The 13,142-nt window shown below is 72.0% G+C and carries 14 protein-coding genes; 5 read left to right on the top strand and 9 right to left on the bottom strand.

Going from position 1 to position 13,142, the window contains the following annotated elements; all coding sequences use genetic code 11:
• The first annotated feature begins 132 nt into the window (after positions 1-132).
• Positions 133-990: a tetratricopeptide repeat protein gene (locus ACZ4WQ_RS31440; protein WP_385336913.1), complete on the top strand. Its 858-nt coding sequence runs from the start codon at positions 133-135 to the stop codon at positions 988-990.
• 273 nt (positions 991-1,263) lie between these two features.
• Here ACZ4WQ_RS31440 and ACZ4WQ_RS31435 read toward each other — a convergent pair whose 3' ends face one another.
• A complete protein-coding gene (locus ACZ4WQ_RS31435; RefSeq protein ID WP_311725482.1) occupies positions 1,264-1,761 on the bottom strand; it encodes an NUDIX hydrolase in 498 nt (165 codons plus the stop codon).
• Positions 1,762-1,807: 46 nt separating this feature from the next.
• Positions 1,808-2,593, bottom strand: a complete 786-nt coding sequence (locus ACZ4WQ_RS31430) for a class I SAM-dependent methyltransferase (protein ID WP_311725481.1) — start codon at positions 2,591-2,593, stop codon at positions 1,808-1,810.
• 156 nt (positions 2,594-2,749) lie between these two features.
• Here ACZ4WQ_RS31430 and ACZ4WQ_RS31425 point away from each other — a divergent pair, with 156 nt between their 5' ends.
• The 3 genes from ACZ4WQ_RS31425 (at position 2,750) to ACZ4WQ_RS31415 (ending at position 5,179) form a co-directional block, all read left to right on the top strand.
• On the top strand, positions 2,750-3,211 hold the full coding sequence (locus ACZ4WQ_RS31425) for a DUF2267 domain-containing protein (protein WP_468022614.1): 462 nt from the start codon (positions 2,750-2,752) through the stop codon (positions 3,209-3,211).
• A 184-nt stretch (positions 3,212-3,395) separates the two neighbouring features.
• Positions 3,396-4,370: a glycosyltransferase gene (locus ACZ4WQ_RS31420; protein ID WP_311725479.1), complete on the top strand. Its 975-nt coding sequence runs from the start codon at positions 3,396-3,398 to the stop codon at positions 4,368-4,370.
• A 215-nt stretch (positions 4,371-4,585) separates the two neighbouring features.
• Complete coding sequence (locus ACZ4WQ_RS31415; RefSeq protein ID WP_311725478.1) at positions 4,586-5,179, top strand: helix-turn-helix domain-containing protein; 594 nt, start codon at positions 4,586-4,588, stop codon at positions 5,177-5,179.
• Between the two features lie 46 nt (positions 5,180-5,225).
• Here ACZ4WQ_RS31415 and ACZ4WQ_RS31410 read toward each other — a convergent pair whose 3' ends face one another.
• Positions 5,226-6,593: a hypothetical protein gene (locus tag ACZ4WQ_RS31410; protein WP_468022613.1), complete on the bottom strand. Its 1,368-nt coding sequence runs from the start codon at positions 6,591-6,593 to the stop codon at positions 5,226-5,228.
• Positions 6,594-6,669: 76 nt separating this feature from the next.
• On the opposite strand from ACZ4WQ_RS31410, the gene ACZ4WQ_RS31405 reads away from it, so the two are divergent.
• Complete coding sequence (locus tag ACZ4WQ_RS31405) at positions 6,670-7,161, top strand: MaoC family dehydratase (protein WP_311725476.1); 492 nt, start codon at positions 6,670-6,672, stop codon at positions 7,159-7,161.
• A gap of 1 nt (position 7,162) precedes the next feature.
• On the opposite strand, the gene ACZ4WQ_RS31400 is transcribed toward ACZ4WQ_RS31405, so the two are convergent.
• From ACZ4WQ_RS31400 to ACZ4WQ_RS31375, 6 genes are read right to left on the bottom strand one after another with little or no spacing between them, the layout of a single operon-like run.
• Complete coding sequence (locus tag ACZ4WQ_RS31400; RefSeq protein WP_468022612.1) at positions 7,163-8,146, bottom strand: ornithine cyclodeaminase family protein; 984 nt, start codon at positions 8,144-8,146, stop codon at positions 7,163-7,165.
• Entirely contained in the window at positions 8,143-9,153 is a 1,011-nt protein-coding gene (gene dmpG / locus ACZ4WQ_RS31395) for a 4-hydroxy-2-oxovalerate aldolase (protein ID WP_468022611.1), read from the bottom strand. Before dmpG ends, ACZ4WQ_RS31400 begins: the two co-directional genes overlap by 4 nt.
• Entirely contained in the window at positions 9,150-10,076 is a 927-nt protein-coding gene (locus ACZ4WQ_RS31390; RefSeq protein ID WP_468022610.1) for an acetaldehyde dehydrogenase (acetylating), read from the bottom strand. The genes dmpG and ACZ4WQ_RS31390 overlap by 4 nt, the downstream gene beginning before the upstream one ends.
• Positions 10,063-10,992, bottom strand: a complete 930-nt coding sequence (locus ACZ4WQ_RS31385) for an HpcH/HpaI aldolase/citrate lyase family protein (RefSeq protein ID WP_468022609.1) — start codon at positions 10,990-10,992, stop codon at positions 10,063-10,065. Before ACZ4WQ_RS31385 ends, ACZ4WQ_RS31390 begins: the two co-directional genes overlap by 14 nt.
• Positions 10,989-12,245: an 8-amino-7-oxononanoate synthase family protein gene (locus ACZ4WQ_RS31380; RefSeq protein WP_468022608.1), complete on the bottom strand. Its 1,257-nt coding sequence runs from the start codon at positions 12,243-12,245 to the stop codon at positions 10,989-10,991. Before ACZ4WQ_RS31380 ends, ACZ4WQ_RS31385 begins: the two co-directional genes overlap by 4 nt.
• Positions 12,242-13,108: a cupin-like domain-containing protein gene (locus ACZ4WQ_RS31375; protein WP_311725469.1), complete on the bottom strand. Its 867-nt coding sequence runs from the start codon at positions 13,106-13,108 to the stop codon at positions 12,242-12,244. Before ACZ4WQ_RS31375 ends, ACZ4WQ_RS31380 begins: the two co-directional genes overlap by 4 nt.
• Positions 13,109-13,142 lie beyond the last annotated feature (34 nt).

Genomic DNA, 13,142 nt, shown 5'->3' with positions numbered 1-13,142 from the left:
TGGCTTACTGCATCACTCCGACGGCGCCCAGGCGCTGTTGCGTCTAAATCCTCTGTACTTCCTTCAAGGGCGCGCCTGCGGCGCGCCGGTCGGCCGGGACGCTCGGGCGAGCTGCGGCCTGACGGCCGGGACATGGCCGCTGATCAACTCCACCACCAGACGCGTGCGGGTGTTCGCCATGTCACCGACATGTTGCAGGGCCGCACCACACTGGCCCAACACCGCGAACTCCTCGTATCCGCAGGCTGGTTGTTCCTACTCGGCGGCTGCCTCGAATACGACATGGGGCAACGCCAGGCCGCAGAACTGAGCCGCGCCGCAGCTCTGCGCATTGGACAGGAGACCGGACACGGCGAGATCACGGCATGGTCGTGGGAACTCGGCGCATGGTTCGCCCTCACCCAGGGGCGATATGCCGACGTGATCGACTGCGTCAACGCGGGGCACCAGTCCGACTCCGCGCACAGCATTGGCGTGCAGCTCTACGCGCAGAGCGCCAAGGCATACGCCCGCATGGGCGACGCAAACCAGGTCCGCGCCACCCTCGACGCCGGACGAGCCCGGCTTGAACGGCTGCCCCGACCAGAGCACCGCGAGCACCATTTCGTCATCGACCCCGACAAGTGGGACTTCTACGAGATGGACGCCTACCGCATGCTCGGCGATGACGAGCGCGCGACCGTTCACGCTCAGGAAGTCGTACGGCTGGGGACCGCCCCGGACGGTACCGAGGTCTCGCCCATGCGCGTGGCGGAGGCCAGGCTCACACTCGGTGTCGCCGCCGCCCGCTTCGGCGAGCTTGAAGAGGCCGTCTCCGTCGCGGGACGCGCGCTTCAAACCTCGCGGAAGTCTCTGCCCTCCCTTCTCATGGTTGCCGGGGAACTCACCGACGAACTAGAGCAGCGATACCCGCGCGAGTCCCTTTCCCAGGAGTTCCGCGAGCAGGTGACCCACATCGCCGCCGGAGCACAGACCGCGCTCGGGACGTAGAGCAGTCCCAGGCCGTTCCAGGGTGAACGCGCAGGTCACAGCACACAGAAGAGACTGCATTCGTCAGGGTATTGCTTGCTCTACATCAAGCACTTTTTTCCAAGGGGGTGGAGGGAGACCCCGAACCGGAGCTCCACCCACCAACCCGCGGCCGGCGAGCGACCGGAGCCACCGCCCCTCCTTCCCGCTGCCCGCCGTCTTTGCGCCGAAGGCGCGAGACGAAGCCCGCTCCCGGCGACCGGGAATGCCGCGCAGCGGCGCACATCCGCGGGCTCAGCCGCGCAGCCGCTCCTCAAGGCGGTCCAGGAAGATCTCCTGCTTGGCCACGATCTTCATGCGCGCCTGCGCGAGATCCAGCCACACCACCCGGTCGATCTCGGGGAAGGTCTGAAGCCGCCCGGACCCCCTCGGCCACTCCATCTCGAAAGTGCCCGGGGTGACGCGCCGCGGATCGAGGTCTGCCGCCAGCGCCCAGACCGTGACAACCTTGCCCCCGGTCTGCTGGACGGAGCCGAGCGGAAGGAGGTCGCCCGGGGGCGGCGGCAGGCCCAGCTCCTCCTGGAACTCCCTGCGTGCCGCGGCCTCCGGGGCCTCGTCCGGTTCGTACTCGCCCTTGGGGATGGACCACGCGCGCTCGTCCTTGCGCGCCCAGAAGGGTCCGCCCATGTGGCCGAGAAGGACCTGCGCGGCGGAGACCGGGTCGGCCCCTGCCGCCCCCTTCGCCACCGCCCCGCGGAACAGCAGGATGCCGGCGCTTCGTTTTGCCGTCACGGTGCCCAGTGTGCCCCGCGCCCGCCCGGCCCGCCGCCGTGGCCCATCAGGCCTTGCGGGCGTAGCCGAGGTAGGTGACCTGGGGCCGGGTGTCGGGGGCCAGGACGAAGTCGACGATGGGCGGGATCTCCTCGTCGGTGATCCGCCCGCGGCGACGGTCCATCGTGGCCTTGACCAAGCTGCGCGGATCACGGGGCTTGAAGTCGCAGATGTCCTGGTTGCGCAGCTCATGGCGGCGCAGCGCCTCCGTCATTTCGGCGGGGGTACGCAGCCGCTCCGCGGCGTAGCGGCCGGGTGGCATGATCCGGGTCATGGGCAGGCGCTGGAAGGCGATGAGGTAGATCAGCCGGGACACCAGGGTGCGGTTCACGGTGTCGTAGACCAGCACACCGTCCGGCGCGAGCGCCCGGGCCCCCTCCGCCAGGACCGGGTCGAGGGCCGGGGTGACCTCGAAGGTGTCCGCGTAGTAGACGAGGTCGAACGCGGCGGCGGCGACGCCCAGTTCCTCGGGTGGCGCGGTTTCGTACCGGACGGCAAAGCGCTCCCGCTCGCCCGCCTCCCGCTCGCCCGCCTCGCGCGCGATCGCCGTCGCGGACGCGGACGGGTCGATGGCGACAACGTCGAATCCCACCCCGGCCAGGCCGCGGGCCAGCAGTCCGCGGCCGCTCCCCACCACCAGGGCCCGGCTCCCGGCCGCGGTCAGGCCGACGCTCCGCAGGGTTTTGTCCACGTACTCCAGGCGGCTGGCCTGGAAGGCGACGGCTCTGATCTGACGGCCGTCCACCGTTTCGGGTAACGGTGAGTCCAGTTCGACGCGCGGCGCTCGGGCCATGCTCTGCTCCCTCTTCTGCCTCTTCGGTTCTGCCCTCGTGTGCGGCTCGTCCGACGTTAACAAGGGGCGTACGGCGGCCCGCCACCGGCGGTTCGCGGGGGCGGCCGTGGGCACTCGACCGACGATGCCGACAGCGCGACGCTGGGGGTGCTGTTCATGCGTTACGAAGAGCTGACGAGCCAGGTCCAGGCACTGGCGCAGCTGCCCGACCGGCGGTCGGCGGAGCGGGCGGTGCGCGCCACGCTCGAGACCCTCGCCGAGCGGATCCCGGACGGTCTGGCCGACCACATGGCGGCGCAGCTGCCACCCGAGGCGGCCTACTCCATGCGACGGGTGGCCGCGTCCCACGAGGCCTCACCCGCGCAGCGGGCCTACCGGCGCAACCACGGCGAACGGTTCGACCTCACGGGCTTCGCGGGGCGAATCGCCTGGCGCGCCCGGACATCGGAGGACGAGGCGATCCGGGAGGCGAGCGTGTTCTTCGAGGTGCTGGACTCCGCGGTGAGCCCGGAGCTGATGGACAGGCTGTACAAGGCGCTGCCGAGCGACATCCGGGAGCTGCTGCCCGAAGCGCGGGCCTTCGAAGGCCAACAGGAGCGACGGGGCCGGGAGAGATAGGGAACAGGGGCGAGGGACAGGGAAGGCCGGGCGGGGCTTGGGTCCGCCCTTCGGGCGTCACTGCACGGCCGCGTAGCGTCACGTTTTGTCGCGTATCAGTGGGCTACTCGCCAGAGCGCGTTGATCACGTCGGCCCGTCGGCTCGTTGCCCCGGACCCGTTGAGCGCTTGAGCGAGGTGAGCGCATGAACATCCTGATCTGGCCTGTGCACGGCTCATGGACCACGGCGTTCGTCCAAGGACCGCACCGCTATCTGCTGCCGGCACTGCCCGACCGCGGGCCCGACGGCCTCGGCCGCGGGCGCACGTTCACCTGGCCCGCCTCGGTCACCGAGCTGAGCCCCGTACGACTGCGGGACGCCCCGGTCGACCTGGTGGTCCTCCAGCGGCCGCACGAGGCCGCGCTCGCCGAGTGCTGGCTGGGCGGGCGCCGCCCCGGGCGCGATGTGCCCGCGGTCTACGTGGAGCACGGCACCCCGGGCGGAGGCGTCCCCGGCACCCGCCACCCCTGCGCCGACCGGGACGATCTGCGGGGCGTGCCCCTGGTGCACATCACCCACTTCAACCGGCTCTTCTGGGACAGCGGCACCGCCCCCACCACGGTGATCGAGCACGGCGTCGTCGACCCGGGCCATCTGTACACCGGGGAGCTGGAGCGCGCCGCCGTCGTCGTCAACGACCCGATCCCGCGCGGCCGCACCACCGGCACGGATCTGCTGCCCGAGCTGAGCCGGGCGGCGCCGCTGGACGTCTTCGGCCGCCGCACGGAAGGGCTCGCCGCGTACCTGGGGCTGACCGAGGACCGGCTGCGCCGCGCGGAGCTGCCGCAGGCCCGGCTGCACGCCGAGATGGCCCGCCGCCGGCTGTATCTGCACCCGCCGCGCTGGACCTCGCTCGGGATGTCCCTCCTGGAGGCCATGCACCTGGGCATGCCCGTGGTGGCCCTGGCCACCACCGAGGCGGTCGAGGCGGTGCCCGAGGGCGCCGGTGTGCTCTCGACCCGCCCCGAGGTGCTCGCCCGCGCCGTCCGGACCTATCTCCGGGAGCCGGGGGCGGCGGCCGAGGACGGGGCACGAGCCCGCCGCGCGGCGCTCGACCGGTACGGGCTCAAACGCTTCCTGGACGACTGGGAGCGACTCTTCGAAGAACTGCGGAGCTGAGGAGCTGACGAAGCTCCGCGCGTCAGGGGTGGGCGCCGTCCCAGAGCAGGATGGCCTGGGCGTCGTCCACGGAGTCGGGCAGCGTACGAGCCCGGTGTGCGCGTAGGGGACCCGCGCGTGCCCAGGCGGGGGAAACAGGCGGGCCCGCGCGCCTGGCGGAGGTGCGGTTTCCAGGCCACTTGACAAAGGCCCTTGCCGGAACGGCAAATAGAAGGGTGTCGGATGACGATTTCGCGAGTGTGCTGACGGGTGTGGGGCCGCGGTTGCGCGCGCTGCGGCTGGCGCGCGGTGCCACGCTGTCCCAGTTGAGCGAGACGACCGGGATCTCGGTCAGTACCCTCTCGCGCCTGGAGTCGGGGCAGCGCAAGCCGACCCTGGAGCTGCTGCTGCCCCTGGCCAGGGCCCATCAGGTGCCGCTGGACGAGCTGGTCGACGCGCCCGCCACCGGCGATCCTCGTATCCATCCGCGGCCCTTCACCCGGCACGGAAGGGTGTTCGTGCCGCTGACCCGCCACCTCGGCGGGCTACAGGCCTACAAGATGATCCTGCCCGCCGGGCAGACGTCCGAGGGCACTCGGCTCGAGCAGAAGGTGCACGAGGGGTACGAGTGGCTTTATGTGCTCGCCGGCCGGCTGCGTCTCGCGCTGGGCGAGCACGACCTCGTCCTCGCCGCGGGCGAGGCGGCCGAGTTCGACACCCGTGTCCCCCACGGCTTCGCCGGCGCGGGCGACCAGCCCGTCGAGGTGCTGAGCCTCTTCGGGGCGCAGGGCGAGCGGATGCACGTACGAGCACGCCCCACCGGCGCGTGACGTAGCCCCGGCGGGGTGGGGAAAGGGTCCGCCGGACCGGACACCGTCAGATGGCCACGACGCAGTCGTCGGAGCTGTTGGTGCCCAGGACGCTGACGACCCCCGCGGTGCCGTCGCCGAAGAAGCGGGAGAACATCCCCGCCGGGCGGCCGCCGAACAGCAGCGGCCCGAGCACCGGGGCCACCTCCACGTCATACGGCTCCCGGGCGCCGTCGGCGACCATCGCCAGCCGACAGGTGCGCGGCGCCACGAACTCCTGCACCACGCTGGTGCCCGCCTCCGCCGCCCCGGCCACCGCCGCCTCCCACTCCGCCTGGCCGCTCTCCCGGCCGATGACGACCTGCTTGCCGCTCATCCCGAGGCTCTCCTTGAGCACCAGCAGCTCCCGGTTGGCCACCGCGAAGGGGACGAGGTCGACCTCGCGGCCGCCCCGGCTCGTCCTGCGGTGGGTCAGCACCCGTGTCCACGGCAGATACCTGTCGACCAGGGCCCGCTCCGCCGCGCTCATCCACGGCCGCCCCTCCGACAGCAGGCCCATGGTCAGCTTGCTGGACAGGAAGGTGGAGGTCTGGGTGGACACCAGCAGACAGCCGTGGTCCAGCGCGGCCTGCACCGGCGCGGTGTCGATGCCCAGCTCGGCCCAGTCGGGGAGGGTGAAGTTGCGCAGCCCGAGCGGGTAGCGCAGCCGCGGTGGGCAGTCCCATGCCTCGTGCAGATCCTCGGGTTCGAAGAAGCGCGCGGTCAGCCCGTGGCCGTTGAAGTGGTCGGCCTCTATGTCGAAGTAGCGGGTGGACTCCACCCCCTGGTCGCGGGCGCTGCCCACCAGTGCCACCCGGGGCGCCACGGCCAGCTCCGCGCACAGGTCCCGGAACATCTCGGCGCGCACCGCGAACGGGCTCCGGCAGCGGAAGGGCAGCCGGCCCGCGTCGTCGGCGTAGAGCTTGCGCCACACCTCGAGGCGGCAGTGTGTCTCCACGGGGCCGCCGAGCGCGCCACTGACGTTGAACTCCAGAAACCGCGGCCCGTCCGGCCCGATCATGATGTCCGGCCGGGCCACGCAGTCCGCGTACCGCTCCTCGGTGAACGGGTCTGCCATGAACAGCCGGTGTTCACTGTCCGGCATGCCGTACGCCGCCAGCCTGCCCTCCGTGGTGGGCGCGGTCTCCAGGGCGGTGCGGCGCACCAGGTCGAGGAGCGCCGCGGTGGCGCGGAACAGCTCGGCGTAGGACGCGCGCGGCAGCGCGATCGGCGCGGCGGGCAGCAGCGGCTGATACGGCCAGCCGGTGTCCCTGATCTCGGTGCGCAGCATCTCCCGGATGGTGTCCGCAGGCGCGTCGGGCGGCCTCAGCCGGTGGCGTCCGAACCACGGGTGTCCCGTGGCCGCCGGGGTGCCGATGTCCTCGAGCCCGCTCATCCGGGTTCCCCCAACTCCGCGTCGCCGAGCGTCGATCGACCGGGTGTCAGCATAGCCAGGGCCTACCCTTGGGGGCATGACGCTGCGCCGGGTCGGGGACAACGAGTACGTCGAAGAACACGGTGGGGACTACGAGGACTTCGAGCCCGGCATGGTCATCCGGCACTGGCCGGGCCGCACCATCACCGAGACCGACAACACCTGGCTGACGCTGCTGACCATGAACCAGCACCCGCTGCACTTCGACCGGGCCTACGGGGAGGGCGCCGAGTACGGGCGGGTGCTGGTCAACAGCGGGATAACGCTGTGTCTGGTGGGTGGCATGACCGTGCAGGCGCTGTCGGCGCGGGCGGTGGCCAACCTCGGCTGGGACAAGGTCCGGCTGAAGGATCCGGTGTTCGTCGGCGACACGCTGTACGCGACGAGCCGGATCCTCGCCAAGCGGCTGTCCCGGTCCCGGCCGGGGCAGGGGATCGTGACGGTGGAGACGACCGGCGCCAAGTCGACCGGGGAGACGGTCATCGTGTTCGAGCGGTCCTTCATGGTGCGCTGCCGCGAGGCAAGCTGACTCACCGCCCGCCGGTGGCCGCGGCCTCGTGGAGCGCCGCAGCGGCGGCGGTGTCCTCGATGGCCAGGCCCACCCCGCGGAACACCGAGGTCCGGCCGTCCGCGGCGGTCGTCCCGTTCACCAGGCCGCCCAGTTCGTGCAGTTCGGTCACGCCGATCAGCCCGTAGGCCAGCGCGGCCCGCACCTCGCCCGCGTCCTCGAGCGCGGCGGCCCGCTCCTCCACGACGACGAACGCGGACGCGAGGAGCGCCGGGTCGACCTCGATCGCGTCCTCGTGGGTTCCGCCGATCACGTTGACATGCGCGCCGGGAGCCACCCAGTCGGCTGCCACCAGCGGTGTCCGGCCGTCGGTCGAGGTGGCTGTGCAGATGATGGCGGCGTCGGTGACGGCGTCCTTCGCGGTGTCGCACACCGAGACGTCGACCAAGTGGGCCGAGGTGGCGCGGAGCCACTCCGCGAACGCCTCCGTACGGGCCAGGGTGCGGGAGAACACCCGGACCGAGCGGATCGGGCGCACCGCGCACACGGCCCGCACCAGGGCCCGCGCCTGCACCCCCGCGCCGAGGACGGCCAGCTCCTCGACGCCCTCGGGGGCGCACAGCCGGGTCGCCAGGCCGGCCACCGCGCCGGTGCGGACGGCGGTCAGCTCGGCGCCGTCCAGCAGCGCGGTGATCCGCCCGGTCTCCAGGTCGGTCAGCACGACCACACCGTGGATCAGCGGCAGCCCGCGGGCCGGGTTGTCCGGGGTGAGCGTGGTGATCTTGACGCTGCCCACCCCGCGCCGCTCCCAGACCGCAGTCCCGGCCAGCAGCTGCCGCCGCGGGCCGGGCGCGCCGTGTTCGATCACGGTCCGGGAGGGGGACCGGGTCCGGCCCGCCGCCAGATCGCCGAACACCTCGGCCAGCGCGTCGATGACCCGCACCAGCCGGTCCGCGCCCGCCATGTCCTCGGCGCCGATGGTCACCGGGCCACTCGGAGCAGTCATGTGGCGGCCTTCCGGGCGCTCAGCTCGGCCACGACATCGACGATCAGGTCCTCCTGCCCCGCGACGGCCTGTCGTCTCCCGAGCTCGAAGACCACATCGCGCGGGTCGACTCCGGCCCGCGCGGACTGGTCCAGCACCTGGTGTTTGAACCCGGAGAACACCCCGGCCAGGCCGCTGACGATGGACAGCGAGCCGGTGACCGGCGGCGCGGGCATGAGCTCACGCTCGGCGAACTCGGCGGCGTCCAGCAGCGCGTACAGATCGATGCCGGTGGCGTACCCGCTGCGCTCCAGCACCGGCACCACCACCTCCAGCTGGGTGTTGCCCGCCCCGGCGCCGAAGCCGCGCGCGCAGCCGTCGATGATCGCGGCCCCGGCCCCGGCGGCGGCCACGGAGTTGGCCACGGCCATGCCGAGGTTGTTGTGGCCGTGGAAGATCAGCGGTACGTCCACGGCCTCGGCCATCGCGCCGATCCGGTCGGTGACGTCCTGGGGCAGGAGGTGGCCGGCGGAGTCCATGATGCCCACCGCCCGTGCCCCGTACCCGACGGCGCGCGCTGCGTGTTCGGCCAGCTCCGCCGGGGTGGCCATATGGCTCATCATCAGCACGCAGTGCGCCTCCGCGCCCTCCTCGCGCAGGAACCCGAGGTGGCGCTCGGCCAGCGAGGTCTCGGTGCAGTGCACCCCGACGCGGACCACGTCGGCGCCGTGCGCCACCGCCTTGCGCAGATCGTCGGAGGTGCCCCAGCCGGGCAGCATGAACACCGCCATCTTGCTGTGGCGCAGGGCCTCCCGCACGGTCGACAGCATCACGTCGTCGCTGACGGCGGCCCGTCCCACCTGGAGGGAGGAGGCGCCCAGGCCGTTGCCGTGGCCCACCTCCACCACCGGGATCCCCGCCGCGTCGGCCGCCTCGGCGTACCCCCGCAACGCCGCCACGCCGAGTTGGTGCCGCACCGCGTGCTGGCCGTCGCGCAAGGTGGGGTCGTGGATCACCACGGAGCTCATCGGCCCGCCCCCGTCCCGGCGGCCGGGGCGAGCCGGGCCGCGTGCTGCTCGGCGACCAGGACGGCGGCCGAGTTGATGATGTCCAGGTTTCCGGCGTACCGGGGCAGTACGTCGCTGCCTGCGGTGACCTCCAGGGAGATCACGACCCGGTCGCCGGTCACCGTGCAGGCGATGACCTCGTAGCCGGGCTGATGGGCCCGCACCCGCTCGGCCGCCCCGGCCACCACGGCGCGCACCGTGGCGGCGTCGGCCCCGGGGACGACGGCGTGGACGGCCGTGCGGAAGGTCGCCGGGGGCGCGGCCGGGCTGATGTTGAGGATCGCCTTGGTGTCGCGCACCCCGGTGAACTCGGTGAGAGCGTGCTGGGTGGTGGCCACGTACTCGTCGAGGTTGAGCCGGGTCGCCCGGCCCGCGATGCCGCCGGCCACAGTGGAGACGGCCTCCAGGTACGCCACTTCGTACCGGCCGGCGAGGGCGTGCGCGACCGGGATCGCCGCCTGTCCGCCGCAGCTGATGAGGCTGACGTTGCGCTCGGCCGGCGGGTGGGTCCCGGTCACGGTGGGCACCACCATCCGGCCGAGCCGGCTGGGGGTCAGATCGATCAGCAGCGTGTCCAGCGGCCTGAGCAGCCGCCAGTGTTCGGCGTGCGACATCGCGTTGGTGGCGTCGAACACCACGTCGAACGGGCGCGGGGCGGCGAGGATCGCGCCGATCCCCTCCGCCGTGGTCGGACAGCCGAGCGCGGCGGCGTGGCGCAGCCCCGCGGACTCGGGGTTGCGCCCGGCCACCAGGCCGCACTTCAGCACGGCGGAGCGCCGGACCTTGCCGACCAGGTCCTGGCCGATGGCCCCGGTGCCGAGGACGGCGACGGTGATGGGCGGGACGGTGCCGGGCCCGGCGAGAGCGCGCTCAGCGACGGCCATCGCCCGCCTCCTCACCGATGCCACCTCTGTCGCCGCTGTCGCCGCCGAACCGCTGCGCCCAGGCGTCCCCGCGGGCCACCGTCGCCTGGGCCATCCGGGCGAAGGGCGGGCCGACCATGTTGCCGTCCAGGACCGCGATCCCGCCGTCCGCCGCCCGCACGGCCTCGCTGACCCGCCGGGCCAGCCGCAGGCCGGCCGGGTCGGGCCGCAGGGCCCGGTTGATCGCGCCCAGCTCGCTCGGGTGCACGGTCACCTTGCCGTGGAAGCCCAGCTCGCGCACCCGGCCGAGCTCCTCCGCGAGCGCCTCGGGCTCGGCGAGCCGGAAGTTGGCGGTGTCGATCAGGGCGGTGCCGTACCGGGCGCCGGCCAGGGCCATCGCCTGCCGGGCCGCGAGCAGACCCGCCCAGGTGATGTCGATGCCCAGGGCGGCGGCCAGGTCCGCCGAGCCGAGGATCAGCCCGTCGGCGGCCGCCGCGATGGCATCGATGTCAGCGACGGCGGCCGGGGTCTCCACGGTCGCGTAGATCTCCGGGCGCGTCCCCGCCGAGGCGAGGGTGTCGCGCATCAGCGCCACCTCCACCGCGGACTTCACCATCGTCATCACCACGAAGCCCGGCTTGACCGGGCATTCGATGAGCATCGCCAGGTCGTGCACCGCCTCGGCGGTGCCCAGCTCGTTGACGCGCACGGCGGCGTTCGCGGGCTCCGGCGCCTTCTCCAGCGCCGCGCGGCACACGCTCCGCGCCGCGGGCTTCCGCTGCGGCGGGATGGCGTCCTCCAGGTCGATCAGGTGCACATCCGCGTCGTACGACCACGCCTTGACCACCCGGTCGAGGGACAGCGCGGGCGTGTAGAGGATGGAGCGCGGGATGGCCCGAGCGGTGCCCGTCGGTGTCAGCGGAGGTGTCACCTTCATCTGGTCGCCTCCGCCGGGGCCGCCTGCTGGGCGCCCACTGCGGCAAGGGCCGCGCACAGCCCGCGGATCTGCTCCTCGGTCTGGCCGGCGCGGAGCATCACCCGCAGGCCCGCGGTGCCGCGGGCGACGATCGGGAAGAACAGCGGGGAGACATAGAACCCGGCCTCGTACACCCGGCGGCCCGCCTCCATGACCGTCTCATCGCTCATCGACACGACCCGGATCGGAAACGTCGTCCCGCTCTGCCCGGTGCTGATGTGCCGGTCGAACAGCTCGATGTTGGCTCGCAGCCGCCGCTGGAGGACGGTCAGCTCCTCGGTGCGGTGGATCTCCGCCGAGGCCAGGGAGGCCCCGACCGCGGCCGTGTTCATCGGCTGCGAGTAGCTGAGCGCGCCCGCGAACCGCTCGACCACGCGCAGCGTGTCCTTCGGGTAGCCGTCGAGCAGGATCGCCGCGCCGCTGGTGCCGAACGCCTTGTTCAGGGTGGCGACGGTGATGGTCCGCTCGTCCAGCACCGGGCAGTGCGAGCGGATGTAGCCGATGCCGCGCTCCCCGTACGCCGAGATCGAGTGCGAGTCGTCGTAGTACACCAGCAGGCCGTACTTCTCCTGAAGCTCCGCCAGTTCCCGCACCGGCGCGTAGCCGCCCAGGCTGTCCGCGCCGTCCACGACATAGGCGACGCGCTCGTACCGTGCGCACATGTCCTCGAGGAACCCGAGGTCGTGGTGGTCGCAGGTGACCACCTCCGTCTCGTCGGCGCAGGTCGGCTTGGCCGCGGCCATCGACACATGGCAGTTGCGGTCGAACACCATCAGCGGCCGGACCCCGTTGCCCAGATGGCCGGAGGCGATCAGCGGCAACAGCCCGGCGCTGGCGACGCCCGCCGAGATGGCGGCCACCACCTCGGCGCCGAACAGCTCGCCGAGCGAGGCTTCCAGCTCCGGCAGGGCCGGGAGCTGCACCCGGGTGCGCGGGATGCAGTGGTCCAGCACGCCGAACCGGCGCAGTGCGGCGACCGCGCCCTCGATGACCTTGGGGTGCGAGTCCAGGTCGAGATAGGAGCAGCAGGTGAAGTTGGTGAACTCGTGGCCGTCCTCGGTGTGCAGCACGCCGGGCTCGCCGTCCTCGAGTTCGGCCGTGATCCCGGCGAGGCCGTTGCGCTCGGACAGGTCCCAGAACGCGTTCCCGACGCCGACGGCCTTGTCGTTGTTGCGGTACCGGTGCGGGGGTGTGATGGTCCGGCGTTCGGTCACGACGCGGCCTCGGCGGGCTGGTAGTTGTAGACGCCCTTGAGCTTGCGGTAGGCGGCCGTGTAGAGCGCGACGCCGAGCACATGGGGTCTACGGAAGATCTTGGGGTCGCGCAGCCAGAAGTTCATGTTGATGTTCATCTCGTCGAGCGACTCGGCCTGGTGCCACCAGCCGAGCGGGAGATAGAGCATCTGGCCGGGCTCCAGGATCAGCTCCCGGCGCTCGGCCAGTTTTGCGGCGAGCCTCGGGAAGCGCCGCCGGTCGACGTCGTCGAAGTCGAAGGCCCGCGACTTGTCGCCGAACCCGCGCACCAGCGACCTCGGGTAGTACTCGCGGAATCCCGGGGGCGCGAGGACGAACCGCTTACGGCCCTCCAGGGCTATGTTGAAGTTCTCCAGCTCGTCGAAGTGGCTTTGGGTGAACACTCCGCGGTGACTGATCCACAGATTGGCCGCGTTGAGCGAGCGCCGGTAGTCGAACAGCTTCCCGGCGTCGAAGCCGAGGATCGCGTCGACATCGGCCGGGCTGTTGCGGATGTTCGACACGATACGGTTCCAGGTGCCGGGGTCGGTCCGGTATCGGCCGTCGTCGAAGAACTCGCGGAGCCGGATCTCCTTGGTGGTCCAGCGCTGCGAATTCCGCTTGTCCCCGGGCTCGGTGAACAGGGTCACCTTCTTGTTTCCCAGGCGCTCGGCCACGCCTTCCCTGCCGAGGCCCCGGGCGCCTTTCGGTAAATCGATCACCACGGGGACATCCGCCCGGATGAGGGCCTGCCGCCCGAATGCCATGAACTCGTCGAAGAAGAGACGGGGAACCGGTAATCCCCCGAGTCCGTCCCGCTCGGACGCGTGCCGCGCAGTGCTCACCACTCTGTCCTCATTGTTCTCGTCATCGCTCCGC

The sequence above is a fragment of the Streptomyces sp. NPDC028305 genome (assembly GCF_055569495.1).
The sequence above is the reverse complement of the archived record's forward strand: the minus strand, read 5'-3'. Positions and strand labels throughout refer to the sequence as shown.

What these genes read in the sequence shown, in the direction of transcription:
- ACZ4WQ_RS31440 (WP_385336913.1), top strand. Translation starts at nt 133, where the DNA reads ATGGCCGCTGATCAACTCCACCACCAGACGCGTGCGGGTGTTCGCCAT.
- ACZ4WQ_RS31430 (WP_311725481.1), bottom strand. Translation starts at nt 2,593, where the DNA reads ATGGCCCGAGCGCCGCGCGTCGAACTGGACTCACCGTTACCCGAAACG.
- ACZ4WQ_RS31425 (WP_468022614.1), top strand. Translation starts at nt 2,750, where the DNA reads ATGCGTTACGAAGAGCTGACGAGCCAGGTCCAGGCACTGGCGCAGCTG.
- ACZ4WQ_RS31420 (WP_311725479.1), top strand. Translation starts at nt 3,396, where the DNA reads ATGAACATCCTGATCTGGCCTGTGCACGGCTCATGGACCACGGCGTTC.
- ACZ4WQ_RS31410 (WP_468022613.1), bottom strand. Translation starts at nt 6,593, where the DNA reads ATGAGCGGGCTCGAGGACATCGGCACCCCGGCGGCCACGGGACACCCG.
- ACZ4WQ_RS31405 (WP_311725476.1), top strand. Translation starts at nt 6,670, where the DNA reads ATGACGCTGCGCCGGGTCGGGGACAACGAGTACGTCGAAGAACACGGT.
- ACZ4WQ_RS31400 (WP_468022612.1), bottom strand. Translation starts at nt 8,146, where the DNA reads ATGACTGCTCCGAGTGGCCCGGTGACCATCGGCGCCGAGGACATGGCG.
- dmpG (WP_468022611.1), bottom strand. Translation starts at nt 9,153, where the DNA reads ATGAGCTCCGTGGTGATCCACGACCCCACCTTGCGCGACGGCCAGCAC.
- ACZ4WQ_RS31390 (WP_468022610.1), bottom strand. Translation starts at nt 10,076, where the DNA reads ATGGCCGTCGCTGAGCGCGCTCTCGCCGGGCCCGGCACCGTCCCGCCC.
- ACZ4WQ_RS31385 (WP_468022609.1), bottom strand. Translation starts at nt 10,992, where the DNA reads ATGAAGGTGACACCTCCGCTGACACCGACGGGCACCGCTCGGGCCATC.